Raw genomic sequence first — 25,336 nt, 5'->3', positions numbered from 1 at the left:
TGGCGCTCCTCTGCTCGGACGACGATCGCCAGTGGCCTCAGAGTCGCAGCCACGCCGCCCGGTGTCGACCGCCCGTCCGTGCCTGTGGACAACTCAAGTGCCGCCGCGCCGCTCGGCCGGTCGCCGATTTAGTGAGGGGTGCTAATGATCCCGGTTCGGGTGGGGCGTAACGTCGGCTGGAATCCCGACCCGAAGGAGTTCAGATGGCTGCGGAGGTCACCGGACACAAGCAGAAGCAGGCGTGGGTCGATCGGGTCCTGCCGCCGGTCGAGGAGGTCCAGCCGGGCCTGTGGTCGATTCCGGTTGAGATCCCGATCCGGCCGCTGCGGTACGTGCTGGTCTACGTCCTCGAGCTGACAGACGGCATCGCGATCATCGATGCCGGATGGAACGACCAGAAGTCCTACGACGCGCTCGAGGCCGGGCTGCGGCAGGGCGGTTACGCGATCGGGGACATCAAGGACGTGCTCGTCACGCACGTGCATCCCGACCACTTCGGGCTGGCCAAACGACTCCGCGAGGAGACCGGCGCGCGGATCGTGCTGCACGTCGCCGAGGCGCAGACGCTGATGATCGACCCGGGTCAGGAGGTCCACTGGCAGATGGAGGCCGACTTCCACGGCGTCCAGCACGGCGTCCCGGACGACGAGCGCCAGCACATGCAGCGAGAGGTCGGCGACTTCCGCAAGTTCGTCGATCACTCGCCGCCGGACATCCTCGTCGAGGACGGCCAGCGCCTGGACCTGCCCGGCTGGGAGCTCGACGGCGTCTGGACGCCGGGCCACACTCCCGGACACATGTGCTTCGTGGACGCCGGCCGCAAGGTGATGTTCACCGGTGACCACGTCCTGCCACGCATTACGCCGAACATCTCCGTGCACTCCAACAACCCGCCGGATGCGCTGGCGAAGTACCTCGACTCGCTCACCAAGGTGGCGAAGGTCGCCGACACCATCGCCGACCTGGAGGGTCTGCCGGGTCACGAGTACCGGTACGCCGGCATTCGCGCCCGCGCCGAGGAGCTGGCTGAGCACCACGAGGAGCGGCTGGCCGAGCTGGTGGAGATCGTTCGTGACCAGCCGGGCGTCACCACGTGGGAGATCTCCCAGCGGCTGACCTGGACCCGGCCGTGGAGCACCTTCCAATTCCCGGAGCGGCGAGCCGCGCTCGGCGAGGCGGTCTCGCACATCGAGCTGCTTCAGCAGCGTGGCGCTGTGCGCACCGATCCCGGTGAGACAAACCGCTGGCACCTCGCTGGGTCGTAACCGCGCCCGGAACAACCGGGTGCCGAGTCTCGTTGAACGAGTCATGATCCACCTGATTGCCGTGATCGTCGCGGTCGCCGGAATCCTGGCCGTCGCCGGGAACGCCGGATACCTGCTCCTGCTCGACAAGGCAGCCAAGTCTCGAGGCGCCGCGGGCAAGCCGGTCAATGACTACGTCAAGTCGCAGTGGAAGACCGTCGGCGCGGCCGGAGGTGCCGCGGCCGTCGCGCTGCTGCTCACCAGCGGCGGCGTGTTCTCCGACATCCTCGCGATGCTCCTTGCTGCTGGTGCCGGAACGATCGCAGTCGGCCACCTGGGCAAGGTACGCCAGAAGTACGGCAACACCCCGCCCGCGATCGGCTAGGCCGTGGTGCAAAAGTCCGGACTCTTGGCCGTGGTGCGAAGGTGGTTCGCGGACGATTGTTGCGTTCGGGATCGTCCAGCGGACGACGCCGTCCCACACGCTCGGGCGCTTTCGTAACGGGCCCGCTCAGTCGGTGTCGCGTCCCGCGGTGGTCGCGATGCCGCCGTCCACCGCCAGGACGCTGCCGGTGACATAGGCCGCCGCGCGGCTCGAGAAGTACACGACGGTGCCGGCGATGTCGTCGGGCCGCCCGATCCGGCCGAGCGGGGAGGACGCTGCGATGGCGTCTCCCTTCGCCGCGAGCGTCGCGGCCATCATCTTCGACTCGAACGGTCCTGGCGCGATGGCGTTGACGGTGATGTACCGATCGCCCAGGTTGTAGGCCAGCACCCGCGTCAGCTGGTGGATCGCGGCCTTGCTCGGCCCGTACGGGAAGGCAGTGTGCCGCGGCACGTGGATGCCGTCGATGGACCCGATGTTGACCACACGGCTCGGATCGTCCTGGGTGGCATTCTTCTCCAGTAGCGGCAGGAGCGCCTCGGTGAGGAAGAACGGCGCCTTGACGTTGATGTCGAAGACCTTGTCCCAGGCCTCGACCGGGAAGCTGCCAAGGTCGGCGCCCCAGGTCGCACCAGCGTTGTTGACCAGGATGTCGAGGGAGTCCTCGCGCCCGGCGATCTCGGCCGCGAACTCCGTGCATGCCTCGGCGCTGGAGAGGTCGGCAGAGAGCCCCAGGACGTCGCCGTGCGCGGAGAGCTCTGACACCGCCTCCTCTACCGCCTGCGCCTTGCGCGAGACGATGTAGACGCGGGCGCCCGCGTCCAGCAGGCCGCGCGCGGCCATCATGCCGATGCCCCGGCTACCGCCGGTGACGATCGCGACCTTGCCGCCCAGTCCGAACAGATTCTCGAGTGCGTTCATGCGCTCACTCTGCCACGAGCGCCGGAATGCGGGATGATCACGGCCAAGGTCATCTGGTCGTGGAGGAGATAGCGTGTCTGGTCGCTTGCTGCAGAACGACTTGAATGGCCCGCCGATGCCGACCGCGGTGCGCGCTGAAGGCGTCTGGATCACCGATGTAGCAGGAAAGCGCTATCTCGATGGCTGCTCCGGCGCGATCGTGAGCAACATCGGTCATGGTCACCCCCGCGTCGTCCGAGCGATCTGTGACCAGGCGTCGCGGCTGACCTTCGCGCACCGCACGGCATTCACGACCGAGCCGCTCCGCGAGCTGGCCGACGCGCTGTGCATGTTCACGGGATATGACGCGGCGTGGTTCGTCGGCTCGGGCTCAGAGGCGACGGAGGCCGCGATCCAGCTCGCAGTACAGTTCCATCGCGAGCGGGGCGACCGCAAGCGCACCTGGTTCCTGTCCTTCCGCCGCGGCTACCACGGCAACACCCTCGGCGGGCTGAGCCTGTCGGGCAATGCACGCCGGGACGCGGTCCTCAACCTGGTGCATGACTTCCCGTCACTCCCGGAGCCGTACGCCTACCGTGATCGTGGGGACCGCTCCGACAGCGAGTGGACGGCGGGCATGCTCGCCACCGCCCGGCTGCTGTTCGAGAAGTACGACAAGACCCTCGCGGGCATCGTCGTCGAGCCGGTGGGCGGGGCCACGATGGGGGCCACCGTGCCGCCGGCCGGCTATCTGCCAGGCCTGCAGGAGCTGTGCGACGAGTTCGGGGGCCTGTTCATCGCCGACGAGGTGATGACCGGGATGGGTCGCTGCGGGACGGCGATGGCGGCTGAGCAGTTCGGCGTCCGGCCGGACATCGCGGTGATGGGCAAGGGCCTGGGGGCGGGCTACACGCCGATTGCCGCGGCGCTGGTCAGCCCGCGTGTGCACGAGCAGCTGCGCGCCGGCTCGGGACGGATCCTGGGCGGCCACACCTACGCCGGCAACCCGCTGTCGGCGGCCACCGCGCTCGCGGTGCTGCGGGTGGTCCGCGAGGAGGGCGTGCTGGAGAACGCTGCCCGAGTCGCGCCGCGTCTGGCCGCAGGCCTGGCCGAGATCCAGCAGCGCAGCGACCTGGTCGTCGATGCCCGCGGCCTCGGGATGCTGCAAGCGATCGAGCTGAGCTCCGACAAGGCGACCGGCAGGGCGCCGGACCCGCAAGGCGTGCTGGCCCGGGAGGTGGCGGCGCGGGCCGCGGCGAACGGGCTGATTCTCTATCCGACGACCGGCGGTGTGAACGACGCCCTGATCGTCGCCCCGCCGCTGACCATCACCGACGACGAGGCCGACGTTCTGCTGGAGAAGCTAGCGAACACCGTGCGAGCCTGAGGCCCCGTCGTCACCGGTCGGGTGCTCAGCTGTGCACGCAGGACGGCGCTCAGGCAAGCACCCAACCACTCCGGCGATCCGAGGATGCCGCCGCGAGACTCAGCCGCGGCGAGATCAGCCAGGGCGGGGTTAGCCGAGGCGGCCGGTGAGCGGGTCGCGGTCGGTGATGCAGTAGGGCACCCCGGACGGGTCGATCATCCGAGACCAGCCATCGAGCTCCTCGATCTCGGCCGCGCCCAGCTCGATGTGCCGTATCACCTCGGCATTGCGGCTGGTGGCGCCGACGTCGAGGTGGGCGGCGACGCGTCGCAGCTTGGCGTCACGCTGCATCAGCAGCCGCAGCGCGAAACCGGGATCTGCGTGTAGCACCCGGAAATCCTCATTGGTGCGGTTGTGATACGGCCAGTCGGTCAACGAGCTCCAGAATGCCGTCTCCTCGACCCAGATCGAGGCGGGGATGTCGATCGTCACCTGGTTAACCATGCTGCTGGTGCCGTCCGGCCAGTGCATCGCCGGCGGGACGGTGCCGCCGCCGCCGCTCACGAGGCAGAACTGCAAGCCGCCGGGGGAGAGCAGGCAGACGAAGTCCGCGCGATGAAGCTGCCTTGCCCCGAGCGCGACCGCGCGATCCGCGCTCGCATCGACGTCGTCGACGTGGAGGTCGATGTGGATCCGGCTCTGGCCCGAGCCGGCCTCCTGCACCTGCAGGTAGGCCGATCCCTCGGGAGGCTCGAGAGTAGAGAACTCGCCGTTGCGCCCGCGGCTTGCTGAGCGGGTGTAGCCGGTCACCGCCTCCCAGAATGCGGCGGACTCGTCGAGGTCCCCGTCCGGGAGATTGATGAAGGCCGTGGTCCAGCCGATCATGAGGCGAGCGTATCGCGCGCCCCGGACGGGTCGGCAGACGCGATCAGCTCGGCGCGGACCCGGAGGCCCCACCTGCGCTAGACGATCGCGAGCTGCTCGCCGGCGAGGTGTGCGTAGCGCCCGCCATACGCGAGCAGCTCGTCGTGGGTGCCGGTCTCGACCACCTTGCCGTGGGAGAGCACGGCGATCCGGTCGGCTGCTTCGATGGTCGACAGTCGGTGCGCGATCGTGATCGTCGTTCGCCCCTCCACCAGCCGGTCGAGCGCCGCCTGCAGCTCGCGCTCGGTGTCGTTGTCGAGCGCTGAGGTCGCCTCGTCGAGCACCAGCACCTTGGGGTCGCGCAGCAGTGTGCGGGCGATGGCCAGGCGCTGCTTCTCGCCTCCGGAGAACCGGTGCCCGCGGGATCCGACCACCGTGTCCAGGCCCTTGGGCAGCGAGGCGACCAGGTCGGCGATCTGGGCGGCGCCGAGCGCGCGCCACAGCTCCGCCTCGGTAGCGCCCGGCTTGGCCAGCAGCAGGTTCTCCCGGATGGTCGCGTGCACCAGATAGGCCTCCTGGGTGACGACCCCCACGATGGCGGCGAGCGTTTCAGGTGAGAGGTGCCGGACGTCGATGCCGTCGATCGTGACTCGGCCGGCGGTCGGGTCGTAGATGCGTGAGGCGAGTGCGGCCAGTGTGCTCTTGCCCGAGCCAGTCTCGCCGACCAGGGCCAGGGAGCCTCCGGCCGGCACCCGCAGGTCGATGTCGCGGAGCGCGTCGACGTCCGAGCCGGCGTAGCGGAAGCCGACCCGCTCGAAGGCGACCTCGCCGCGCACTGCATCCAGGTCCAGACGGACCGGGTTCTTGGGGGCCGGGACGTCGACCGGGAGGTCGAGATAGCCGAAGATCCGGCTGAACAGCGCCATCGACGACACCCACTGCACGCCCACGTTCAGCAGGCCGAGGATCGGCCGGAAGATCGTGGCCTGCAGCGCGCTGAAGGCCACCAGGGTTCCGATGCTCATACCGCCGGAGGTCGCGGGGAACCCGGCGGCCAGGTAGATCAGCGCGGGAATGGTCGCGAAGATGATCGTCATCGTCGCCATCCGCCAGCGGCCGGCCAGCTGGGACTTGACCTCGAGTTCCGCGATGTCGCCGGAGGCGTCGCGGAACCGGTCGCTGGACTGCGTGGTCGCGCCGAGGGTCTTCACCAGCAGCGCGCCCGACACCGACAGCCGCTCCTCGATCTGTGACTGCAGGTCGGCTCGTCGCCGCTGCAGCTCGGTCGTCTTGTCACGACGCACCATCGCGACCTTGCGGCTGATGTAGATCGCCGGTGGCAGGACGACGAGCGAGAGCAGCGACAGTCGCCAGGAGAGCGCGACCATCGCGATAGCGGTGCCGACGGCGGTCGTGAGATTGGAGGCGATCGAGGTCGCGGTGGTGGTCACGACGTTCTGCATGCCGCTGATGTCGTTGGTCAGCCGGGACTGGACCTCGCCGCTGCGCTCTCGGGTGAAGAAGGCCATCGACTGGCGCTGAAGGTGGTCGAAGACGTCGACCCGCATGCGGTGCATGACCTGCTGACCGACCTTGGTCGACAGCCACGTCTGCCACACGCCCAGCACGCTCGCGGCAACGGCGATGCCGACCATGCCGGCGACGCACCACACCAGCAGGCGGGTGTCGGCGTGCGGCAGGGCGTCGTCGATGACGGCCCGCACGAGGAACGGTTGGGCGAGGGAGATGACCGAGGAGGTGACGATGAGGGCGACGACCAGCGTGATCGCCGCGCGATGCGGCGTGAAGAGTGCCGCGATGCGGCGCATCGAGACCGGGGACTGCGCCAGCTGAGCGACGTCAGCGGGGTCGACCCGGGCGGGGCCGCGCATCGGGGGCCCGCCACCTCCGGGAAGGAATGGCTCTGCCATGAGAGCTCCTTTCGACTCGGAGAACTTAGTGAGGTTACCTCATAATGAGGTCAATGCGGCGCCTGTACGATTCATTCCGTGGCCGATGACACCGAGGAGCTCGCCGAGCTCGTGCGCCACGTCTCGCGTGCCCTGCGCCGTCGCACTCACGCCATCGCCGAGCCGTACGGCCTCACGCCGCACCAGCTGCGGGCCGTGCGGCTGATCGCCTACGGGACCCCGGATGACGAGAAGGCCAGCCACCCGCTACGGATCTCCGACATCGCCGAACGCATGCGGATCGTCGCTCGATCGGTCACCGACGTGGTCGACGACCTGGAGGCCAAGGGGCTGGTGCGCCGCGCGCCGCACCCCACCGACCGACGCTCGACGATCGTCGATCTGACCGCGCAGGGGCGCAGCGTCCTTGAGGAGGTCGAGTCGCGGCGTGCGGAAGATGCCCGGCAGTTCTTCGGCCAACTCACCGCAGACGAGCGCCGCCAGCTCCGCCGGCTGCTTCGCCGACTGGACACCTGAGCGGATCTACGGTGGCAGGCAGCGCTCGGTGCCGGACAGCCCTACTCGACCGCGACGGGTGGACTAAGCATGGTGGACTAATTACGCTGAAGCCATGGAGACGATACGGGTTCACGACGCGAAGACGCACTTCTCCGCCCTGCTCGCGCGCGTCGAGCAGGGCGAGGAGATCGTGCTGGCGCGCGGCGACAAGCCGATCGCCCGGCTCGTCCCGCTCGAGGTGGACGTCGTCCGCCCCCTGGGGTTCGTCGACGTGCGCATCCCCGACGAGCTCTTCGACGACCTGCCGGACGACGAGCTCGCGGCGTGGGAGCAGTGAGGCTGCTGCTCGACACCCACGCGCTCCTGTGGGCGCTGACCGAGCCTGACCGGCTCGGCCGCGAGGCGAGTACGGCGATCCGCGACCGGTCGACCGAGTTGCGGGTCTCCGCGGCATCGGCCTGGGAGATCGCCACGAAGCAACGGCTCGGCAAGCTGCCCGGGACGTCCGCTCTGGTGCGCGGGTACGCCGCACATCTGCGCCGGCTCGGTGCGCAGGAGCTGGCCGTGACGAACGAGCACGCGCTGCTGGCCGGCGTGCTGACGTGGGAGCACCGCGATCCGTTCGACCGGATGCTCGCCGCCCAGACGATCATCGAAGGATTGGTCCTCGTCACCCGCGACGCGGTCTTCCAGGAGGTCGCGGACCTGAGCACCCTCTGGTGAGTAGATCTGCGGCATGGTTCGTAGACTGGCTGCGAATCCGACGTTCGAGCACAACGAGGTGCCCACCATGGCCGATAATGCCGTCCCTGAGGTCGTCTGGCAACCGACGCCCGAGTACATCGAGACCACCAACATCCACGCCTACGCGCAGTGGGTGAAGGACAAGCACGGCGTCGACGTCGACGACTACGACGACCTGTGGCAGTGGTCGGTCGACAACCTGGAGGACTTCTGGGCCTCCATCTGGGAGTACTTCGAGCTCGGCGGCGAGTACGACGAGGTCATCGACGAGCGCAAGATGCCCGGGGCGAAGTGGTTCACCGGTGCGAAGCTGAACCTAGCGGCGCACATCGTGGGCAGGGGTGCGGACGACGACGTCGCCCTGATCACTACCGGCGAGCAGGGCGACTATGCCGAGCTGACCTGGAAGGAGTTCCGCCGCCAGGTCTCGGCCTTCGCGCACACCCTCCGCGAGCTCGGCGTCCAGCCCGAGGACGTCGTCGTGGGCTATCTGCCGAACGTCGCCGAGACCATCGTCGCGGCGCTCGGCACTGTCTCGATCGGCGCGATCTGGTCGGGCGTCGGACAGGACTACGCGCCGGCCGCCGCCACCGACCGCTTCGCCCAGCTCGAGCCGAAGGTGCTCGTGACCGCGGACGGGCACTGGTTCGCCACCAAGGAACGCGACCAGCGCGACGCCGTCAAGAAGCTCCGCGATGGGCTGCCGACGGTGCAGCACGTCATCGGCGTCACCCGCATCGGCAAGGGCGTTGATGACGCGATCTCCTTCGAGCAGGCGACCGAGGGCGACCACCCATACGAGCCGCTCATGGTGGGCGTCGAGCATCCCCTCTGGGTGCTCTTCTCCTCCGGGACGACCGGCCTGCCCAAGGGCATCGTGCACGGTCACGGCGGCGTCCTCGCCGAGCAGGTCAAGCTGCTCATGCTGAACTGGGACCTCAAGCCCACCGATGTGTTCATGTGGTACACCTCGCCGTCCTGGGTGATGTGGAACTGCCTGATCGGAGCGCTGTCCGCCGGCGGCGCGTCGGTCTGCTACGACGGCGCCCCGATGGCGCCGACAGCCGCGGCCTGCTGGGATGTCGTCGCCCGCTGCAAGGTCACGATCTTCGGTACCAGCCCGGGCTTCCTCGGTGCCTCCCAGGATCAGGGCATCCATCCGGCCAAGGACTTCGACCTCTCGGCGCTGCGGATGATGGGCGTGACCGGCTCGCCGTGCCCGGACCACTCGTTCAAGTACGTGCGGGACAAGGTCGGAGATATCCCGCTGTTCTCGATGTCCGGCGGCACCGACATCGCCGGAGCGTTCGCCATGGGTTCGCCGAACGTCCCGGTGTGGAGCGGTGAGCTGCCGGTGCGCGGGCTCGGCATCAAGGTTGAGGCGTGGGACGACCAGGGCAACCCGCACATCAACGAGGTCGGTGAGCTGGTGTGCGCGGAGCCGATTCCCTCGATGCCGGTCCGGTTCTGGAACGATCCGGACGGCAAGAAGTATCACGACGCCTACTTCAACGTCTTCGAGGGAGTCTGGCGGCACGGGGACTGGATCAAGGTCACCGACCGCGGCAGCGTCCTGGTGCTCGGCCGCTCCGACTCCACGCTGAACCGGCACGGCGTGCGGATGGGCTCCGGCGACATCTACTCGGCGATCGAGTCGATGCCCGAGATCGGCGAGGCCCTGGTGATCGGCGCCGAGGAGGAGGACGGCGGCTACTGGATGCCGCTGTTCGTCGTCCTCAACGAGGGCTACGAGCTCACCGATGAGCTCAAGGACAAGATGAAGAAGCGGATTCGCGAGCAGGCCTCACCGCGTCACGTGCCCGACGAGATCGTCGCGGTGGAAGGAATCCCGCACACCCGCACGGGCAAGAAGCTCGAGGTGCCGATCAAGCGGATGATCCAGGGCGCGTCGTACGACGATGTCGTGAACCCCGACGTCGTCGACGTACCGGAGTTCATGGACGCCTTCCGCGGCATCGCCGAGAAGCGCTACGACCAGGTGCAGCGGCGCAAGTGACGGTCTCGGTCGCCCGCCCATAGGGTGGGCCCACTCGCGACATCGCTTGTGCCGCAGGCAAGGTAGCCGCCGCTCTAACTGCGGACGTCGAGCCGGAGGTGATCGACGGCGGCGAGATGATCCTGCTTCCGTCATTCGCCGACGTCCACGTGCATCTCGACTCGACGCGGTGGGGCCCGCCGTTCAAGCCCCACGCGGCAGGGCCGTCGCGGCCGGCTGATCGAGCAGCTCGTCGAGCTCGGCGTCGCGCTGCTGATCCTCAGCCAGCCGACAGCTAGGACGAACGGCTACTGCTTCATCTCCTCGGGGCGTACACCAAGCCGCTGCATCGCTGACGGAATCGCCGCGGCCATGCCCTCCACGACCGCCTGCAGCCCTTTCATCGGCCGGATCATCACGGTGAAGTCGTCGATCAGCCCGGCCGAGTTCACGTGGATGAAGTCGGCGCCTTCGAGCTGCTTGTCGCCGACGTGTGCTTCGAACACGAGGACGCTGTCGGCCCCGTCCTCCAGGACTCGCGTGTATCGGAAATCCTCGAACACCTCGTTGACCGCGCTGAGGATGACCGATGTCGGGCGCTTGCCGACATATGGCGTGTGCACGGCCGGGCTGCGGAAGACGACGTCGTTGGCGAGGGTGTCGAGCGCGGCGTCTGTGTCGCCGCGCTCGATCGCGTCCATGAACGTCTTCATGCGGAACCTCCGGGGGTTGAGTGGGCTGACATCCACCGCAGGCTACCGCGTGGTCCTGTAGCCACCGTTCGTCGTGATCCGCCCCGCGCCCGGGGGAGCGCTGCCCGGAACGCTGTACGCCCTACAGTCGAGATGTGCCCGACCGCGCAGTTCGCCGCGAGGCCCTCGCCTTCCTGGCGATGGCGGTGCTCGTCGCCGCCTGCGGCACGGGAGAGGGCGCGCCTCACGGTGGAGACTTCCAAGAGCCGCCGCGCTGGGCTCCCCGGCCTGCTGACCAGTGGGAGATTCAGCTGCAGGGCGCGGTTGCGCTGCGTGAGGACACCGAGGTGTACGACGTCGATCTCGACGAGACCGCTGCCGCTGCCGTGCAGGAGATGCACGACGCTGGGGCCAAGGTGGTCTGCTATCTCAATGCCGGCGCCGTCGAAGACTGGCGATCCGACTCCGCCGACTTCCCTGCCGAGGTGATCGGCGAGCCGATGGACGGATGGCCGGGCGAGCGGTGGCTTGACGTGCGACGGATCGACGTCCTCGAGCCGATCATGCGCGCTCGCATCGAGGCCTGCCGCGCAAAGGGGTTCGACGCTATCGACCCCGACAATGTCGAGGGCTACGCGAATCCCAGCGGCTTCGACCTCACGGTGGCAGACGCTGTTGCCTACTTCGACGTACTCGCCCGGATCGCCCACGAGCAAGGGATGTCGATCGGGCTGAAGAATGGGGCGGCGATGGTGACAGATGTCGTCGACCTCGCCGACTTCGCGGTCAACGAGCAGTGCCAGGCCTTCGGCGAGTGCGATGGGTGGAAGCCTTTTGCCGAGCGGGGCAAGGCGGTGCTGAACATCGAATACGAAGGCGGAGCCGACGCCGCGTGCGCGGGGCGACCTGACGGGTTCACCACCGTGTACGGCGTCCCCGAGCTCGATCGCCCCGTCACCCGGTGCTGAGCGTCGTCACCCCGCGTAGCTGCCGAAGCTCCAGACGTTGCCCTCAGCGTCCTTGATAGCGAAGCCGCGGGAGCCGTAATCGGTCTCTTCGAGTCCCTGGACGACCTCGGCGCCCGCCGCCTCCGCGCGGGCGAACACCGCGTCGGGATCGTCGCAGACGACGTAGACGCCCTGCGCACCGCGGTCGGTTGCGAACTTGCTGTCACGTCCCCTGCTGCTCACCATGACCCGGCCGCCCTCGGGCCAGATCATCTCGCTGTGGTGGATGAGGGACTCGTCGTCCGCGTCGGGAACGACGATGCCTTCGGTGAACCCGAGTGATGACATCCAGACGCGTGCCGCGGCAGCGTCGTCGTAGGTGAATCCTGGCCAGATGTTGTGATCAGTCATGGCTCTCACTGTGGCGCAGCGCGTTCGCCGAGTCTTGGACGAATGCGAGCCGGTCGGACTGCCGCCAGCCGCGCGGCGTGGTACCGGTGAGCGCGCGCCAGTCACGGGTCAGATGCGGCTGGTCGGCGAATCCTGCGCGCACGGCAGCCTCGGCCAGGGGAGCATCGTTGCGGACCAGCGACAGCGCATGCTCGAAACGGCGCAGCCGGCACGCCTGCTTCGGGGTGATGCCCAGCTCTCGGCGAAACTCCTGCTCGAGATGACGCCGGGACCAGCCGACGGAATCGGCGAGCTGCTGGACGCCGATCCGGCCGCCGGAGCGCAGTATCAGCCGCCAGGCAATGGTCACCTCCCGCCGGACGCCGTCCACGTCGTCCCGGCTCAGCAAGCCGGCCACCGCCGCACACTGATCCGCCAGGCAGTCGGCTGATCCGGCCGCATCCCTCAGCCGGGCGGCGCGGTCGCCCCACAGCTCGTCGAGGTCGATCACGGACTCGGCGAGCTCGGAGGCGGGGACGCCGAGCAGCGCCCGGCTGGCGAGCGGGTCGATCGCCAGCTGGATCCCGCGCTGACGCGCCCCGTGGTGGATGGTCGCGGCACTGGTGTGCAGACCGCCGACCACGACGTCGTACCGGCGTCGCCTCCCGCCGAAGGCGACATCGATCGGGTCGTCGGTCGACAGCACGAAGGTCAGCGTGGTCGAGGGCATGCCGAGGTGCTCGCCCGGCTGCAGTCCGTCGTGCTGGTATCCCACGAAGCTGCGCAGCACGCCGGCGAGCTCAGGAGCGGCCCGGTGCGCGACCTGCATGCGCCCAGGCTAGCCGCCGCTGGGCATCCCGCTCGCCTTTCGACAAGAATTCGCGCTGCGCCGCGCGCACCCTTGCCGCATGAGCAGCGCCCCCGTGCCCGACGACGTGGTCGAAGCGGTAGTGACTCCTGTGCTGGTGTCCATGCTGGGATCTCGCGCGCCGCCGCGATCTGCCGATCCACCTCCACAGCTACGTCAGTGCCATTGGCATGCGTGATCATGACGCCGCGTACGGGCGGCCGGTCACCGATCGCCTCGACCAGTTCGGACTCCTCGGGGCGCAGACCGCCCTCGGGATGGCGACGAACGCCTCCGTTGCGCTCGGACGGCCGGGGCTTCTGGGGCAGATCGCACCCGGCCGGCGCGCCGACCTGGTGGTCATCGACCGATCGGGTGCGCATCACCTCCGCGGCGGGCACCCGGTGCCGGACCTGGTGATGCACTCGCGGGGCAGCGATGTCCGCACCGTCGTCGTCAACGGCACGGTCGTCGTCGACGGGGCCAGGCACGCCACCGTCGACGAGCACGCGACGCGGGCGGACGCCGAGCAGGCGCTCGCGGCCCTGCGTCCGGGCTAGCGCTTGACATCTACGTCAGGTGAGGTGGTCGAATGGCTGCATGACTGACGCCCCCTTCGACCTGACCGTGACCGACGAGCTGCTGACGACGACGCGCGCCGTCCGCAAGCGTCTCGACCTCGAGCGCCCCGTCGAGCGCGAGGTGCTGCTCGACTGCATCGACATCGCTCAGCAGGCGCCCACCGGCGGCAACCGCCAAAAATGGCACTGGATCGTGGTGACGGATGCCGACAAGCGCCGCGAGCTCGGAGCGATCTACCAGGACGCCTCGGCCGAGTACCTGGCCAACCCGCCGGCCGAGGCACCGAACCTCGATCCGAAGCAGCAGGAGCGAGTGCGTTCGAGCTCGCGCTACCTGCGCGATGTGATGCCCGACGTCCCGGCGCTCGTCGTGCCGTGCGCCGAGGGCGACCCGCTGCAGATGCCGCTGGCCGGCCAGGCGTCGTACTACGGGTCGATCATCCCGGCGGTGTGGAGCTTCATGCTCGCGCTGCGATCGCGAGGCCTGGGCAGCTGCTACACCACGCTCCATCTGAACCAGGCGCAACGCGCCTCCGAGCTGCTCGGCATCCCGGACGGCGTCACCCAGGTGGCCCTGCTACCGGTCGCGTACACCAAGGGGACGGACTTCAAGCCGGTGAAGCGTCCGCCTGTCGAACAGATCGTGTCATTCGATACCTGGTAGATAACGGCCCGCTGTGATGCTTGGCTCACCCTTTACACATCTGTAAAGTGCGCGGGAGACGCTCTGGATGTTGAGCGTTCTCGACAGGAGGAGTGCTGGGCGTGGGTAGGCTGCTGGTCGCCAACCGGGGCGAGATCGCGGTACGAATCATCGAGTCCGCGGCGTTGATGGGCCTGCAGACAGTGGCGGTCTACCCGGACGATGACCGAAGCACCCTGCATGTGGAGCGCGCCGACGAGTCGGTGCTCGTCCCGGGGGCCGGCCCGGCCGCCTATCTGGACGTCGAGGCGATCATCGGCGCGGCGACGTCCGCGGGCTGCGACCTGCTGCACCCCGGCCTGGGCTTTCTGAGCGAGAACGCCGACCTGGCTCGTCGCTGCGCCGAAGAGGGCATCACCTTCATCGGCCCGGACGCCGAAGCGCTGGGCCTGTTCGGCGACAAGGCGGCGGCCCGGGCTCGCGCTGTCGAGGCCGGCGTACCGGTCGCACAGGCGACCGAGGGACCAACCACGCTCGACCAGGCCAGCGAGCTGATGGCCTCGCTGGGCTCCGGTGCCGCGGTGATGGTCAAGGCGATCGCGGGCGGCGGCGGTCGCGGAATGGCGCCGGTGACCGATCCCGGCGAGCTATCCAAGGTGTTCGAGCGTTGTGCGGCCGAGGCCCAGGCGGCCTTCGGCAGCGGCGAGCTGTACGTCGAGCAGCTGGTGCAGGATGCGCACCACGTCGAGGTGCAGATCGTCGCTGACCGGCACGGTGCGGTAGCCGCGGTCGGCGATCGCGACTGCTCTGCGCAGCGCCGCAGGCAGAAGTTGATCGAGATCGCACCGGCCCCATGGATCAGCGACGAGGTCCGGTCACGGCTGCACGACAGTGCCGAGCGGATCATCGACGGAACCGGGTACGCGGGGCTCGCCACGGTCGAGTTCCTGGTCTCCGGCGATGACATCGTGTTCCTCGAGGTGAACCCTCGGATCCAGGTCGAGCACACCGTCACCGAGGAGGTCACCGGGCTGGACCTCGTCGAGGTCGCGATCCGGATTGCTTACGGGGCCCACCTGTCGGAGATCGGCGTCGTCCGATCCCCGCAACCACAGGGATTCTCCCTTCAGGCGCGAGTCAACACCGAGACGTTGAACGTCGACGGCACGGTTCAGCCAGGCACCGGCAGGCTCACCCGATTCCAGCCGTCGGCCGGGCGCGGCGTGCGCGTCGACACGCACGGATACGCCGGGTACACCGTCAGTCCGCGATATGACTCGTTGCTGGCGAAGGTCATCGCCAACGGCGCCACCATCGAGGCCGCGATCGCCCGGGCCGAACGAGCGCTGGCCGACTTCGAGGTCGCGGGCGTCGCTACCAACATCCCGGTGCTGCGAGCCATCCTGGCCGACCCCGCCACGACGGCCGGCGAGGTGGACACGGCGTACGTCGATGCCCACCTGAGCGAGCTGCTCAGCTCGGCGTCCACCAAGCAGGGCACGGTTCGGGCAGAGGACACGGCCGACGTCCGAGCGGTCGCCTCCATCGATGTACCCGACGACGCGATCGCCGTTCTGGCGCCGATGCAGGCAGTCGTCGTGGAGGTCGACGTCACCGAGGGGCAAATCGTCGCTGCCGGCGACGAGGTGGTCGTTCTCGAGGCGATGAAGATGCAGCACGTCGTGACCGCCGAACGCGCGGGCGTCGTCCGCGCCATCGCGATCGAGGTGGGCGATGTCGCCGGTGAGGGGCAGGCCCTGGTCTACCTCGAGGAGGTGGACTCCTCGGAAGCGGCCACTGGCGGGCAGGAGGAGGTCGACCCCGACCTGATCCGCCCCGATCTGCAGGAGGCCATCGACCGGCACCGTCCCGGGCTCGACGAGGGGCGTCCTGACGCGGTCGAGCGGTGGCACGGGAAGGGCCGCCGGACAGCGCGCGAGAACATCGCCGACCTCGTCGACGAGGGATCGTTCGTCGAGTACGGCGCCCTGACCATCGCCGCGCAGCGGCGCAGGCGGTCGCTGCAGGACCTCATCGAGCGGACCACCGGCGACGGCATCGTCCTGGGCACCGCGACCATCGACGGCATGCCGGTCGCGGTGATGTCCTACGACTATCTCGTGCTGGCGGGTACACAGGGCCTGCAGAACCACCGTAAGACCGACCGCTTCCTGGACGTCGCGCAGCGCCAAGGCCTGCCCGTGGTCATGTTCGCCGAGGGTGGCGGCGGACGCCCCGGCGACACCGACCATCCCTACGTGGCGCAGCTCGACGTTCCCACCTTCCGCACCCTCGCCTCCCTGGTCGGGCAGGTGCCGATCGTCTGCGTCGTCTCCGGCTACTGCTTCGCGGGCAACGCGGCGCTGGTCGGCTGCGCGGACGTCGTCATCGCCACCGAGGACGTCAGCCTCGGCATGGGTGGGCCGGCGATGATCGAGGGCGGTGGGCTGGGTGTCTACGCGCCGAAGGATGTCGGCCCGGCATCGGTGCAGTATCCCAACGGCGTCATCGACGTCCTGGTGCCCGACGAGGTCACCGCGGTCGCTCGGGCGCGTGAGGCAGTCCTGCTGCTGAGCAGGCAGACCGGAGCCGTCAAGCACCACGACCAGCGCGTCATGCGCCACCTCATTCCCGAGAACCGGCTGCGCAGCTACGACGTCCGCCCGGTCTTGGAGACCTTGGTCGACGAAGGGTCGCTGCTCGAGCTGCGCCGCGGGTACGGAGCGGGCATCGTGACCGCGATCGCCCGCATCGACGGGATCCCGATCGGGGTGATGGCGAACAACCCGCATCACCTTGGTGGTGCGATCGACCACGACGCCGCCGAGAAGGCCACCAGATTCCTCACCATGTGCCAGGACCATCAGCTGCCGGTCGTGTCGTTGTGCGATACCCCAGGGTTCATGGTCGGCCCGGAGTCGGAGAAGCACGCGACGGTCCGCAAGTTCGGCGCCTTCTTCGTCGCCGGTGCCCGGCTCAGCACGCCGCTGGTCACCGTCGTGCTGCGCAAGGGCTACGGCCTGGGCGCGATGGCGATGGCGGGCGGCTCGATGCACGCGCCGGTGCTGACGGTGTCCTGGCCGACCGGTGAGTTCGGTGGAATGGGGCTGGAGGGCGCCGTGCGGCTCGGCTACCGCAAGGAGCTCGAGGCGATCGCCGATCCGCGGGAGCGCAAGCACCGCTACGACGAGCTCGTCGCCGAGCAGTACGAGCGCGGCAAGGCGCTGAGCACCGCGGCCGCGTTCGAGATCGACGACGTCATCGACCCCGCTGACACCCGCGAGGTCGTCGTCCGCGCGTTGCGGGCCAGCAGGATCTGACCACGAGGTACCGCATGAACAACCGACGCAGGCAGCTCATCGACGCCGCGGAGCGGGTCTTTGCCACCAAGGGCTACGCGGAGACGACGATGGCCGATCTGGCCGAGGCCGCCGGGGTCACCAGACCGACCGTCTACGCCTACTTCTCGTCGAAGGACGACGTGCTCTCAGGTGTCGCCGAGTTCGTGCGCGATCAGTTCATCGCCCTGCAGGAGCAGTCCGGGCCAACTCCGGAGGAGACGCTCGATCTGACCCTGCGGGCCTACCTGCACGAGTGGGTGGAGCACTACGGCGTCCTGACCGTGCTCGGCCACCAGGCGCTGGGCGATCCGGCGTACGCGCGGCTGCTCGACGACATCCATCGACGCACGAACCGGCGGCACGAGAAGTTCATGCAGCGCGTCGTCGACGAGGGCCACGCGCACCCCGCGGTGCCGCCGAGCCACATCGCGGAGATGGTGACCGGGACGGCGATGCGCTTCGCGCAGCTCATCGTCGAGCGCAAGGGCAGCGAGCGCCAGTACGGCGATGCGCTGGTGCGCATGCACTCCGCGCTGCTGGGCATCAGGTCGGCCTCGACCAACGTCGCGGGCTGAGCGACCTGCGGGCCGATGCCCGCCGCGACGGGGCGAGGGCCTAGGAGGCGGCCTTCTTCTTGGCGGGCGCCTTCCTGGTCGCCTTCTTCGCGGGTGCCTTCCTCGCCGCCTTCTTGGCCGGGCTCTTCTTGACCGTCCGCTTACGCGGCTTGTCGTCCGCCGGCTCGTCCTCGGCGGTCTCGTCGTCCGCGGACTGGTCGTGGTCGGCGTCGGCAGGCTCGTCCGTCGCGTCGTCCTGCGAATCGTCGGACGAGGCCGCCGAGCCCCGCTTGGTCTCGATCGAGCGGCGCAGCGCCTCCATCAGATCGATGACCTCGCCCTCCTCGGCCGAGGCCTGCTCGCCGAAGGTCGCCTCGGTGTCGAGCGTGTCGCCCTGCTCGATCTTGGCCTCGATGAGCTGATGCAGCTGGTCCTGGTACTCGTCGGTGAACTTCTCCGGCTCGAAGTCGGTGGCGAGCGACTCGACCAGCTGGGCGGCCATCTTCAGCTCGGCGTCGCTGACCTTGACCTCCTCGCTGAGTGAGTCGAACTCGGCGTCGCGGACCTCGTCAGGCCATAGCAGTGACTGCATCACCAGGACGTCGTCCTTCACCCGGAGCGCCGCGAGCCGGGTCCGCTGGCGCATCGCGAACTTCACGATCGCCAGCCGGTCGGTCTTCTCCAACGCCTGGCGCAGCAGGACGTAGGCCTTCGCCGACTTGGAGTCGGGCTCGAGGTAGTACGTCGAGCTGTACATCTCCAGCGGCACCTGCTGACGAGGCACGAACTCGACCACCTCGATCTCGTGGCTCTTCTCGGCCGGCAGCACCGACAGGTCCTCGTCGGTCAGCATGATGGTCTGGTCACCGTCGACGTACGCTTTCGCGATGTGCGCGTACTCGACGATCTCGTTGCACTTCTCGCAGCGGCGCTGGTAGCGGATGCGGCCGCCGTCCTCGTCGTGCACCTGGTGCAGCGGCGCGTCGTGGCTCTCGGTGGCGGAATACAGCTTCACCGGCACGTTCACCAGACCGAACGCGATCGCGCCCTTCCAGATCGACCTCATGACTGCTCCGTTCGTCGTCCCGCCCAGCCTGGCCGGTGCGCGGTCTGCGCCCACCCGTCACACTGAATGCTATGGCCCGCGCCGACATGCCCGCAGCAACCGTCATCGACGGGCGCTCGCTCCGGCTGACCAGCCTTGACAAGGTCATGTACCCGCAGACCGGTACGACCAAGCGCGAGGTGCTGTCCTACTACGCGGCGGTGGCGCCCTACTTCATTGCGCATGCATCGATGCGGCCGGCGACCCGCAAGCGCTTCGTGGACGGCGTGGGGGAGGTCGGCCGGCCCGGCAAGGTGTTCTTCGAGAAGAACCTCGGGTCCGGAGTCCCGTCCTGGCTCCAACGGCGCGGCATCAAGCACTCCGATCGCGTGGTGACCTATCCCCTGATCAACGAGCCCGCCGCCCTCGTGTGGTGCGCGCAGATGGGCGCGCTCGAGCTGCACGTTCCGCAGTGGCGCTTCGAGGATCTCAGCGACGAGGTCCTCAGCGAGCGCGAGGAGCGTCGTCCGGACCGGTTGGTGCTCGATCTCGATCCAGGGGAGGGAGCCGGGCTCGATGCCTGCGTCGAGGTGGCGCAACTGTGCAAGGCGATCCTCGACGACATCGGGCTCGAGACGGTGCCGGTCACCTCGGGGAGCAAGGGCATCCATCTGTACGCGCGGCTCGACGGAAGCCAGACCTCCGAGCAGGCCTCCAAGCTCGCCCACACCCTCGCCCGTGCGCTCGAGGCCGACCATCCGAAGCTGATCGTCAGCGACATGAAGAAGTCGCTGCGCGGCGGCAAGGTCCTGCTGGACTGGTCGCAGAACAACAGCGCGAAGACGACCGTCGCGCCCTACTCGCTACGCGGCACGCCCACTCCGCGGGTGGCCTGTCCCAGGCAGTGGAACGAGATCGAGCCGGGCCTCGCGCAGCTGGAGATGTACGAGGTCATCGAGCGGCTGCAGACCGCCGGCGACCCCATGTCGTCGGTGGGTCAGGAACCAGAGGCACCGACACGTGCCGAGCAGCCACCGCGCAGGGGAGCGACCGAGAGGGCGAGGGAGCGTGCTGCGGCGGGCGGGACACGAGCCCGAGTCCAAGCGGGCGAGCCCGCCGAGGCAGAGCAGACACCGGTAGCCGAGACTGCTCGCACCCCCGGATCGCCCGGCAGTACGCTGACCTACCGCCCGATGCACGCGACGATGGGAACGATCGCACAGGTCCGCGGGGACGGCTGGGCGTACGAGGTGAAGTGGGACGGCTACCGGGCGATCGTCACGGTGCGCGACGGCGAGGTGCGGCTGACCAGCCGCAACGGCATCGACCTGACCAAGACCTACCCCGAGCTGCAGGAGCTCGCCGACTGCGTGGCCTCGGACTGCGTGCTGGACGGCGAGATCGTCGTGATCGGCCCGGGCGGCGTCCCGAGCTTCGAACTGCTGCAGGACCGCCCGGGCTCGCGCACCATCCGCACCCAGCTGATGCTCTTCGACGTCCTCGAGATCGACGGCGAGCAGCTGCTGGCCGCGCCGTACCGCGACCGCCGCGCCGCGTTGGAAGAGCTCGTCAGGGACGCGACCCACGTCCACGTGCCGCCGCCGCTGCCCGGTGACGCCGATGCCGCGCTGCAGCAGAGCAGCGATCTGAGGCTCGAGGGGATCATCGCCAAGCGTGTCGACAGCCCTTACACGCCCGGCATCAAGTCGGTGAGGTGGGTGAAGCTCAAGCACGTGCAGACCCAGGAGGCGGTCATCGTCGGGTGGAGCCCGGGATCTGGCAATCGGGCCGGCACCATCGGTTCGCTGCTGCTCGCGGTGCCGGAGAACGGCAGGCTCACCTACATAGGCAAGGTCGGCAGCGGGTTCACCGATCGCCAGCTGACCGAGGCGCTGCGCCGGCTGCAGAAGATCGAGCGGCGTTCGCCGCAGGTCGAGTCGGTGCCCGCGGCGGATGCCCGCGGCGCTCGATGGGTCAGCCCGGTGTACGTCGGCGAGGTGGCCTACGCGGAGTGGACCTCCACCGGCCGGCTACGGCAGCCGGTGTGGAAGGGCTGGCGCCCGGACAAGAAGCCCGCGCAGGTTCGGCGAGAGGTCTAGTCTGGGGCGTTTCGCGGTTGGAAAATGGCCGGTAGCCTGCGAAAAGGAAGCCGGCAGCCGGAACGAGGCGGCCACGGGTGGCGTCGGACGACCAGCCTCGTAAGCAGTCACGAGGCACCATGACAGGGGTAGGCGGGGACGGACCTGCCTACGAGAGGGGACACTCGTGTTGCCCCATTCGAACGCCCAGGGCCTGGGCGACGCATTGCGCATCACTCGGCTGCTGGTGCGACATCGGGAGATGCCGGTCGAGGTGGTCGCCAAGCGCGCAGCGTTGGCGCCGGACCGCGTCGTCACGGTCGTGAGCGAGCTGGTGGCTGCCGGTCTCGCAACGGTCGTGACGGTGTCCGGTGACCGCTTGGTGCGGGCAGGACACGGCCTGGTCGGACAGCCTGCCACCCGCACGGCCGATGACCACCCGAGCCGGGCTCCCGCGGTGGGCGTCTTGACCCAGCCACTGGCTGACAGCCGGGTTGCGGCCGAACGGTGCTGCGCGCTCATCGAATCGGCGACGAGCGAGGTGCTGGTGCTGCTGGCGACGACGCCGCTCGCAGCGTGCCATCAGAGAGCCGTCTGCTCGGCGGCGAACACGGCGCTGAGCCGCGGCGTGCGCGTGGTGCTGGTCATCGACCAGGAGCACCGCGACGAGGAGTTGATGACCAGTGCTCGTCGGCTCGCTGATCGCGGGGCCGACATCGGACTGGCGAGCTCGAAGATGGAGCAGACCGTCGTCATCGCTGACGAGATGAGGGCGGTCGTCGAGACGTGGACCGACGAGGAGTCCGCACGTGCGAGAGCCATCGGTGATCGCGTGCTGTGTCGCGTGCTCGCGTCCTACGCCAACGGGGTGATCGAGCGGATGGCCGAGCTCGGCGTCTCGAATTATGACCGGCCCACCCCGCTCGAACGTCAGGTCGCGTTGCTGCTCGCGCAGGGGCTCACCGACATGGCTGCCGCGAAGCACGTGGGCGTGACCGACCGGACTTTCCGGCGCCACGTGCGAAGCCTGCTGGGCCGACTGGGAGCGCAGAGCCGGTTCGAGGCCGGGGCCAAGGCCGTGCTGCGCGGCTGGCTCTAAGACCGTTCCCGCGGCAATCGATGCTTCAGCGCCCCGGCCCGGGATCAGCTGTTCTCGCCGAGGGTGTCTTGAGCGCTCACCAGGCTCGCGTACAGCACATCGACCGCGAGCAGCTGCTCATGTGTCCCGTGGGCGCGGATCTTCCCGTTCTCGACGACGATGATTTGCCCCGCATCGCGGATGGTCGACAGCCGGTGGGCGACAACGACGACCGAGATCTCCCTCGCGACGTCGTTGACCAGGTCACGGATCATCGCCTCGTTCGCCGCGTCCAGCGCCGACGTCGCCTCATCGAGCAGTAGCAGTCGCGGACGGCGCAGCAGAGCGCGCGCAAGGGCGAGCCGTTGACGCTCGCCGCCAGACAGCGTCGCTCCCCGATGCCCCAGGGTCTGGTCCTTGGTCTCTGCGAACCTTTCCCGCAGACCGACCCGCTCGAGAACCTCTTGGGCGTGCTGCTCGTCGACGTCGTCGAGGCCGTAGGTGAGGTTCCCCGCGACGTCCGCGGCAGGGGTCGGGGACTCCTGTTCGACGTATGCGACCGCGTTGCGCAGCTCGTCGAGGTCCCACTCGACGACATCGCGACCACCGACGCGCACCCGTCCGTGATCGAGGGGATAGAAGCCCTCGACGAGCCGGAGGACGCTGGACTTGCCGCTTCCCGAGGGACCCACGATCGCGGTGAGTCCGCGCTCGGGAATCGTGAGCGTGAAGTCACTGAGGGCCGGCGCCTCTGCGTTGGGGTAGCTGAAAGTGACCTGCTCGAACTGCGCTGCCGGATCCCAGTCGACCGCGCCGAGATTCGCCGCGGTGCCGGGTGCCTCTCCCGGGTCGGCGTCCATCTCGGACTCGAATGAGTCGACCTCGGCGATTCGCTCGAGCGCTGCACGCCCGCTCTGGAACACGCTCACTGCCTGGGTGAGCTGAAGTACGGGCGCCGAGAGCTGCATCGCGTAGAGCAAGAACGCGATCAGGGTCGGCACCTCCATCGCACCTGTCGACGCCCGGTAGCCACCGAATCCGAGCACCGCGAGGAAGGAGGCCTGAATGGCGAGTGTCGACGTCAGTGCTGCGAGCGAGGACCAGAGCGCGGTTCGGATGCCGGAGTCGTGCGCCTTGACCATTCGGTCGACGAGCCGCTCGCGCTCCTCGTCCTCCGCAGCGGACGCCTTCACGGTCGTGTATGCGCCGAGGACGCGCTCGAGCTCCGAGCCCATCTTGCCGACGTTCTTCTGCGTCTGCTGTGAAGACCGTCGGATGCGGGGCATGATGATGCCCATCAGCAGTCCGACAACCAGCACGACACCGAAGGTCACGAGGAACAGCACCCAGTCGAGCAGGATCATCAGGACGATCGCGCCCACCACCATCACCGTTCCGGTGACCAGTTGGACCAGCGACGAGAGCGCGATCTGTCGGATCAGCGCGGTGTCCGAGGTGACCCGAGCCATCAGGTCGCCCGGCTCGGCCTTGCGCATCTCGGGTACGGCGACACTGAGTAGCTTGCGGATGAGCCGTTTGCGGGTCGAGAGGACGACGTCCTCCGCTGCGCGCTGCATGAGGAAGGTGCCGCTGCCCTGGCAGAGCGCGGACGCCACCACCAGACCAACCAGGATCAGCACCGCCGTCCCGAGCGGCTCGCTGGCGGCGAGCTTGTCCAGCACGAAGCGCACGGCGAGCGGCTGCGCCAACCCCACGGCGGCCGAGATGACGAGCAGTAACAGGCCGAAGGCCATCGCGACGCGCAGCGGTTTGAGGTGCAGCGAGATCGCGCGGAAGGCGGCGCGCAGCGTGTCCGGCTGCTGAGCGGCTTTGCGCGTACGCCGGGCGAGGTCGTCCTCGTCCTGCTCGGCCTTGGTCGCCGGACGCCGACTCGACTCCTCGCCCTTCGGAGGAGTCGCCGCGGGCGCGTCCGCCGACTCCGGTGCGGCCCGCGAGCCCGATGATCCACCCGAACTATCTGGTGCGGTCGATGCCGCTGTCGCGGTGGGCTCAGGCGGAGGAGAGGAAGCCGCGGTCGGGGAGTGGGGCTCGTCAGGCGCTGTCTGGCCGGTCGGTGTGCCAACTGTTCCCAGCCGCCCACGTGTCTGCGGCGCGGGGTACGCCGCAGCATCGGTAACTTGCGGCTGCGGCTGCGGCTGCGGCCGCGGCCGCGGCTTCGGCTGCGGGTGCGGTTGCGGGTGTGCCGTGACCGCCGTGTGCGGTTGTTCGTCGACCTCGTCCCGGCTCGTCGGAGGGGCCTCGGACTCCGGATCGCTCGCCGACGCCGCGAAGAGCCTGCCGGAGGAGTCCCGCAAAGTGTCGTCGTTGGACAGCAGCGGGTCCCAGTCATCGGGTGGCGGGGCGGATGGACGCAGCGTGGTCTCGGACATCGAGTCTCCTCCAGGCGCGGCGACGGATGCGGTGCGCCCCAGGCGCACCGCATCCGTCGACGGTCGACTAGTCGATGGCCTCGCCCACGGCGGCGCCACCCGCGGCGGCTCCGACCAGAGCTGCGCCAGCCGCGACCCCGCCGGCCAGTGCGCCCGGAGTTGCCGTGACAGGGGGCATGTCGCCGAGCTTGGTCGGCTGGTCAGCGTCGATGGGCAGCTCAGCGAGCTCGGCGCTGTTGTTGATCTTCTCGATTCGATTCATGGGGTTCCCTTCTTCGGAGCGAATGGTGTCGGTGTCAGCCGTCGGCGGCTTCTTCGGCTACGAAGCCGGCCACGCCTGCGCCCACGGTCGCTGCCGCGCCCACCGTCGCCGCGGCCGCGGCAGCAGGGGTAGCCAGCACCGGCGCATGCGGGTCGAGCTTGCGACCCTCAGTCGTCGGCGTCAGATCTCCGAGGTCGAACGAGGGGTTCTCGTTGACGTTGCGTGCTAGGTTCCTCATCGGTACCCGTCCTCTCTGTGATGTGTGTACCTCCGCCGTCGGCGTCCCTAGCGTCGACGGCGGACCTATCCCGGCGCGCGGTCGCGTGCCGGAAGCTTGTGTGCGGGCCTAGCGCCTCATCTCGCGCTGGTCACCGGTCGCCGACCCCTGCTTGTCGCGCATAGCGAAGTAGACCGCTGCGGCGATGCCGACGGCGACTGCGATCGCCGGCCCGATGGCGATCGCGGCGGAATCGAAGAACTGCATGAAGGCGAAGGTGAGCGCCACCGCCGCAATGATGAACGTGAGCGTGACCGCGAGCATCTGCTTGGATTGCATCTGA

At 68.8% G+C, this 25,336-nt stretch carries 25 protein-coding genes; 14 read left to right on the top strand and 11 right to left on the bottom strand.

The genetic code is table 11. From position 1 onward, the window contains the following. The first annotated feature begins 203 nt into the window (after nucleotides 1-203). Nucleotides 204-1,265, top strand: a complete 1,062-nt coding sequence (locus DAA40_RS05995) for an MBL fold metallo-hydrolase (protein WP_106848731.1) — start codon at nucleotides 204-206, stop codon at nucleotides 1,263-1,265. Between the two features lie 43 nt (nucleotides 1,266-1,308). Next, a complete protein-coding gene (locus DAA40_RS05990; protein WP_106848730.1) occupies nucleotides 1,309-1,629 on the top strand; it encodes a hypothetical protein in 321 nt (106 codons plus the stop codon). Between the two features lie 126 nt (nucleotides 1,630-1,755). Here DAA40_RS05990 and DAA40_RS05985 read toward each other — a convergent pair whose 3' ends face one another. Beyond that, nucleotides 1,756-2,550: an SDR family oxidoreductase gene (locus tag DAA40_RS05985; protein ID WP_106848729.1), complete on the bottom strand. Its 795-nt coding sequence runs from the start codon at nucleotides 2,548-2,550 to the stop codon at nucleotides 1,756-1,758. Between the two features lie 73 nt (nucleotides 2,551-2,623). On the opposite strand from DAA40_RS05985, the gene DAA40_RS05980 reads away from it, so the two are divergent. After that, nucleotides 2,624-3,916, top strand: a complete 1,293-nt coding sequence (locus DAA40_RS05980; RefSeq protein WP_106848728.1) for an aspartate aminotransferase family protein — start codon at nucleotides 2,624-2,626, stop codon at nucleotides 3,914-3,916. A gap of 129 nt (nucleotides 3,917-4,045) precedes the next feature. Here DAA40_RS05980 and DAA40_RS05975 read toward each other — a convergent pair whose 3' ends face one another. Together DAA40_RS05975 and DAA40_RS05970 are read right to left on the bottom strand one after the other, a co-directional pair. Continuing rightward, complete coding sequence (locus DAA40_RS05975) at nucleotides 4,046-4,780, bottom strand: VOC family protein (protein ID WP_106848727.1); 735 nt, start codon at nucleotides 4,778-4,780, stop codon at nucleotides 4,046-4,048. Between the two features lie 77 nt (nucleotides 4,781-4,857). Next, nucleotides 4,858-6,690 carry an ABC transporter ATP-binding protein gene (locus DAA40_RS05970; protein WP_106848726.1) on the bottom strand — a complete coding sequence of 611 codons (1,833 nt, stop codon included), beginning with the start codon at nucleotides 6,688-6,690 and terminating at the stop codon, nucleotides 4,858-4,860. A 78-nt stretch (nucleotides 6,691-6,768) separates the two neighbouring features. Here DAA40_RS05970 and DAA40_RS05965 point away from each other — a divergent pair, with 78 nt between their 5' ends. From DAA40_RS05965 to DAA40_RS05950, 4 genes are all read left to right on the top strand, one after another. Continuing rightward, nucleotides 6,769-7,206 carry a MarR family winged helix-turn-helix transcriptional regulator gene (locus DAA40_RS05965; protein ID WP_158716267.1) on the top strand — a complete coding sequence of 146 codons (438 nt, stop codon included), beginning with the start codon at nucleotides 6,769-6,771 and terminating at the stop codon, nucleotides 7,204-7,206. Nucleotides 7,207-7,300: 94 nt separating this feature from the next. After that, the gene (locus tag DAA40_RS05960) at nucleotides 7,301-7,525 is read left to right on the top strand and encodes a type II toxin-antitoxin system Phd/YefM family antitoxin (RefSeq protein WP_106848724.1); all 225 of its coding nucleotides are present in this window, start codon (nucleotides 7,301-7,303) and stop codon (nucleotides 7,523-7,525) included. Then, a complete protein-coding gene (locus DAA40_RS05955; RefSeq protein WP_106848723.1) occupies nucleotides 7,513-7,911 on the top strand; it encodes a type II toxin-antitoxin system VapC family toxin in 399 nt (132 codons plus the stop codon). Before DAA40_RS05960 ends, DAA40_RS05955 begins: the two co-directional genes overlap by 13 nt. 67 nt (nucleotides 7,912-7,978) lie before the next feature. Next, on the top strand, nucleotides 7,979-9,949 hold the full coding sequence (locus tag DAA40_RS05950) for an acetoacetate--CoA ligase (RefSeq protein WP_106848722.1): 1,971 nt from the start codon (nucleotides 7,979-7,981) through the stop codon (nucleotides 9,947-9,949). Between the two features lie 287 nt (nucleotides 9,950-10,236). Here the strand turns inward: DAA40_RS05950 and DAA40_RS05940 are convergent, their stop codons facing one another. Beyond that, a complete protein-coding gene (locus DAA40_RS05940) occupies nucleotides 10,237-10,641 on the bottom strand; it encodes a nuclear transport factor 2 family protein (protein ID WP_106848720.1) in 405 nt (134 codons plus the stop codon). Nucleotides 10,642-10,775: 134 nt separating this feature from the next. Here DAA40_RS05940 and DAA40_RS05935 point away from each other — a divergent pair, with 134 nt between their 5' ends. Further along, nucleotides 10,776-11,588, top strand: coding sequence for an endo alpha-1,4 polygalactosaminidase (locus DAA40_RS05935; protein ID WP_106848719.1), 813 nt, complete (start codon nucleotides 10,776-10,778; stop codon nucleotides 11,586-11,588). Between the two features lie 6 nt (nucleotides 11,589-11,594). On the opposite strand, the gene DAA40_RS05930 is transcribed toward DAA40_RS05935, so the two are convergent. Beyond that, on the bottom strand, nucleotides 11,595-11,978 hold the full coding sequence (locus tag DAA40_RS05930) for a VOC family protein (RefSeq protein WP_106848718.1): 384 nt from the start codon (nucleotides 11,976-11,978) through the stop codon (nucleotides 11,595-11,597). Next, the gene (locus tag DAA40_RS05925; RefSeq protein ID WP_106848717.1) at nucleotides 11,971-12,786 is read right to left on the bottom strand and encodes a helix-turn-helix domain-containing protein; all 816 of its coding nucleotides are present in this window, start codon (nucleotides 12,784-12,786) and stop codon (nucleotides 11,971-11,973) included. Before DAA40_RS05925 ends, DAA40_RS05930 begins: the two co-directional genes overlap by 8 nt. Before the next feature lie 209 nt (nucleotides 12,787-12,995). Here DAA40_RS05925 and DAA40_RS05920 point away from each other — a divergent pair, with 209 nt between their 5' ends. From DAA40_RS05920 to DAA40_RS05905, 4 genes are all read left to right on the top strand, one after another. After that, nucleotides 12,996-13,364 (top strand): amidohydrolase family protein, encoded by a 369-nt coding sequence (locus DAA40_RS05920; RefSeq protein ID WP_106848716.1) that lies wholly within the window; start codon nucleotides 12,996-12,998, stop codon nucleotides 13,362-13,364. A 40-nt stretch (nucleotides 13,365-13,404) separates the two neighbouring features. Further along, nucleotides 13,405-14,049 (top strand): nitroreductase family protein, encoded by a 645-nt coding sequence (locus DAA40_RS05915; RefSeq protein ID WP_106848715.1) that lies wholly within the window; start codon nucleotides 13,405-13,407, stop codon nucleotides 14,047-14,049. Nucleotides 14,050-14,150: 101 nt separating this feature from the next. After that, complete coding sequence (locus tag DAA40_RS05910; RefSeq protein WP_199849535.1) at nucleotides 14,151-17,348, top strand: carboxyl transferase domain-containing protein; 3,198 nt, start codon at nucleotides 14,151-14,153, stop codon at nucleotides 17,346-17,348. Nucleotides 17,349-17,362: 14 nt separating this feature from the next. Next, nucleotides 17,363-17,944 (top strand): TetR/AcrR family transcriptional regulator, encoded by a 582-nt coding sequence (locus DAA40_RS05905; protein ID WP_106848714.1) that lies wholly within the window; start codon nucleotides 17,363-17,365, stop codon nucleotides 17,942-17,944. A 40-nt stretch (nucleotides 17,945-17,984) separates the two neighbouring features. Here DAA40_RS05905 and DAA40_RS05900 read toward each other — a convergent pair whose 3' ends face one another. Continuing rightward, entirely contained in the window at nucleotides 17,985-18,989 is a 1,005-nt protein-coding gene (locus DAA40_RS05900; protein ID WP_106848713.1) for a Ku protein, read from the bottom strand. 71 nt (nucleotides 18,990-19,060) lie between these two features. Between DAA40_RS05900 and ligD the strand changes: the two genes are divergently transcribed. Continuing rightward, nucleotides 19,061-21,067, top strand: coding sequence for a non-homologous end-joining DNA ligase (ligD, locus tag DAA40_RS05895; protein ID WP_199849534.1), 2,007 nt, complete (start codon nucleotides 19,061-19,063; stop codon nucleotides 21,065-21,067). A 166-nt stretch (nucleotides 21,068-21,233) separates the two neighbouring features. After that, nucleotides 21,234-22,145, top strand: coding sequence for a helix-turn-helix transcriptional regulator (locus DAA40_RS05890; RefSeq protein WP_106848712.1), 912 nt, complete (start codon nucleotides 21,234-21,236; stop codon nucleotides 22,143-22,145). Nucleotides 22,146-22,189: 44 nt separating this feature from the next. Here the strand turns inward: DAA40_RS05890 and DAA40_RS05885 are convergent, their stop codons facing one another. The 4 genes from DAA40_RS05885 to DAA40_RS05875 form a co-directional block, all read right to left on the bottom strand. Next, a complete protein-coding gene (locus DAA40_RS05885) occupies nucleotides 22,190-24,514 on the bottom strand; it encodes an ABC transporter ATP-binding protein (protein ID WP_158716266.1) in 2,325 nt (774 codons plus the stop codon). A 67-nt stretch (nucleotides 24,515-24,581) separates the two neighbouring features. Further along, nucleotides 24,582-24,776: a hypothetical protein gene (locus DAA40_RS16130; RefSeq protein ID WP_158716265.1), complete on the bottom strand. Its 195-nt coding sequence runs from the start codon at nucleotides 24,774-24,776 to the stop codon at nucleotides 24,582-24,584. A gap of 34 nt (nucleotides 24,777-24,810) precedes the next feature. Next, nucleotides 24,811-25,014 carry a hypothetical protein gene (locus tag DAA40_RS16125; protein ID WP_158716264.1) on the bottom strand — a complete coding sequence of 68 codons (204 nt, stop codon included), beginning with the start codon at nucleotides 25,012-25,014 and terminating at the stop codon, nucleotides 24,811-24,813. A gap of 108 nt (nucleotides 25,015-25,122) precedes the next feature. Beyond that, on the bottom strand, nucleotides 25,123-25,332 hold the full coding sequence (locus DAA40_RS05875; RefSeq protein WP_106848710.1) for a hypothetical protein: 210 nt from the start codon (nucleotides 25,330-25,332) through the stop codon (nucleotides 25,123-25,125). Nucleotides 25,333-25,336 lie beyond the last annotated feature (4 nt).

It is taken from the genome of Blastococcus sp. Marseille-P5729 (assembly GCF_900292035.1).
Classification (GTDB): domain Bacteria; phylum Actinomycetota; class Actinomycetes; order Mycobacteriales; family Antricoccaceae; genus Cumulibacter.
The sequence above is the reverse complement of the archived record's forward strand: the minus strand, read 5'-3'. Positions and strand labels throughout refer to the sequence as shown.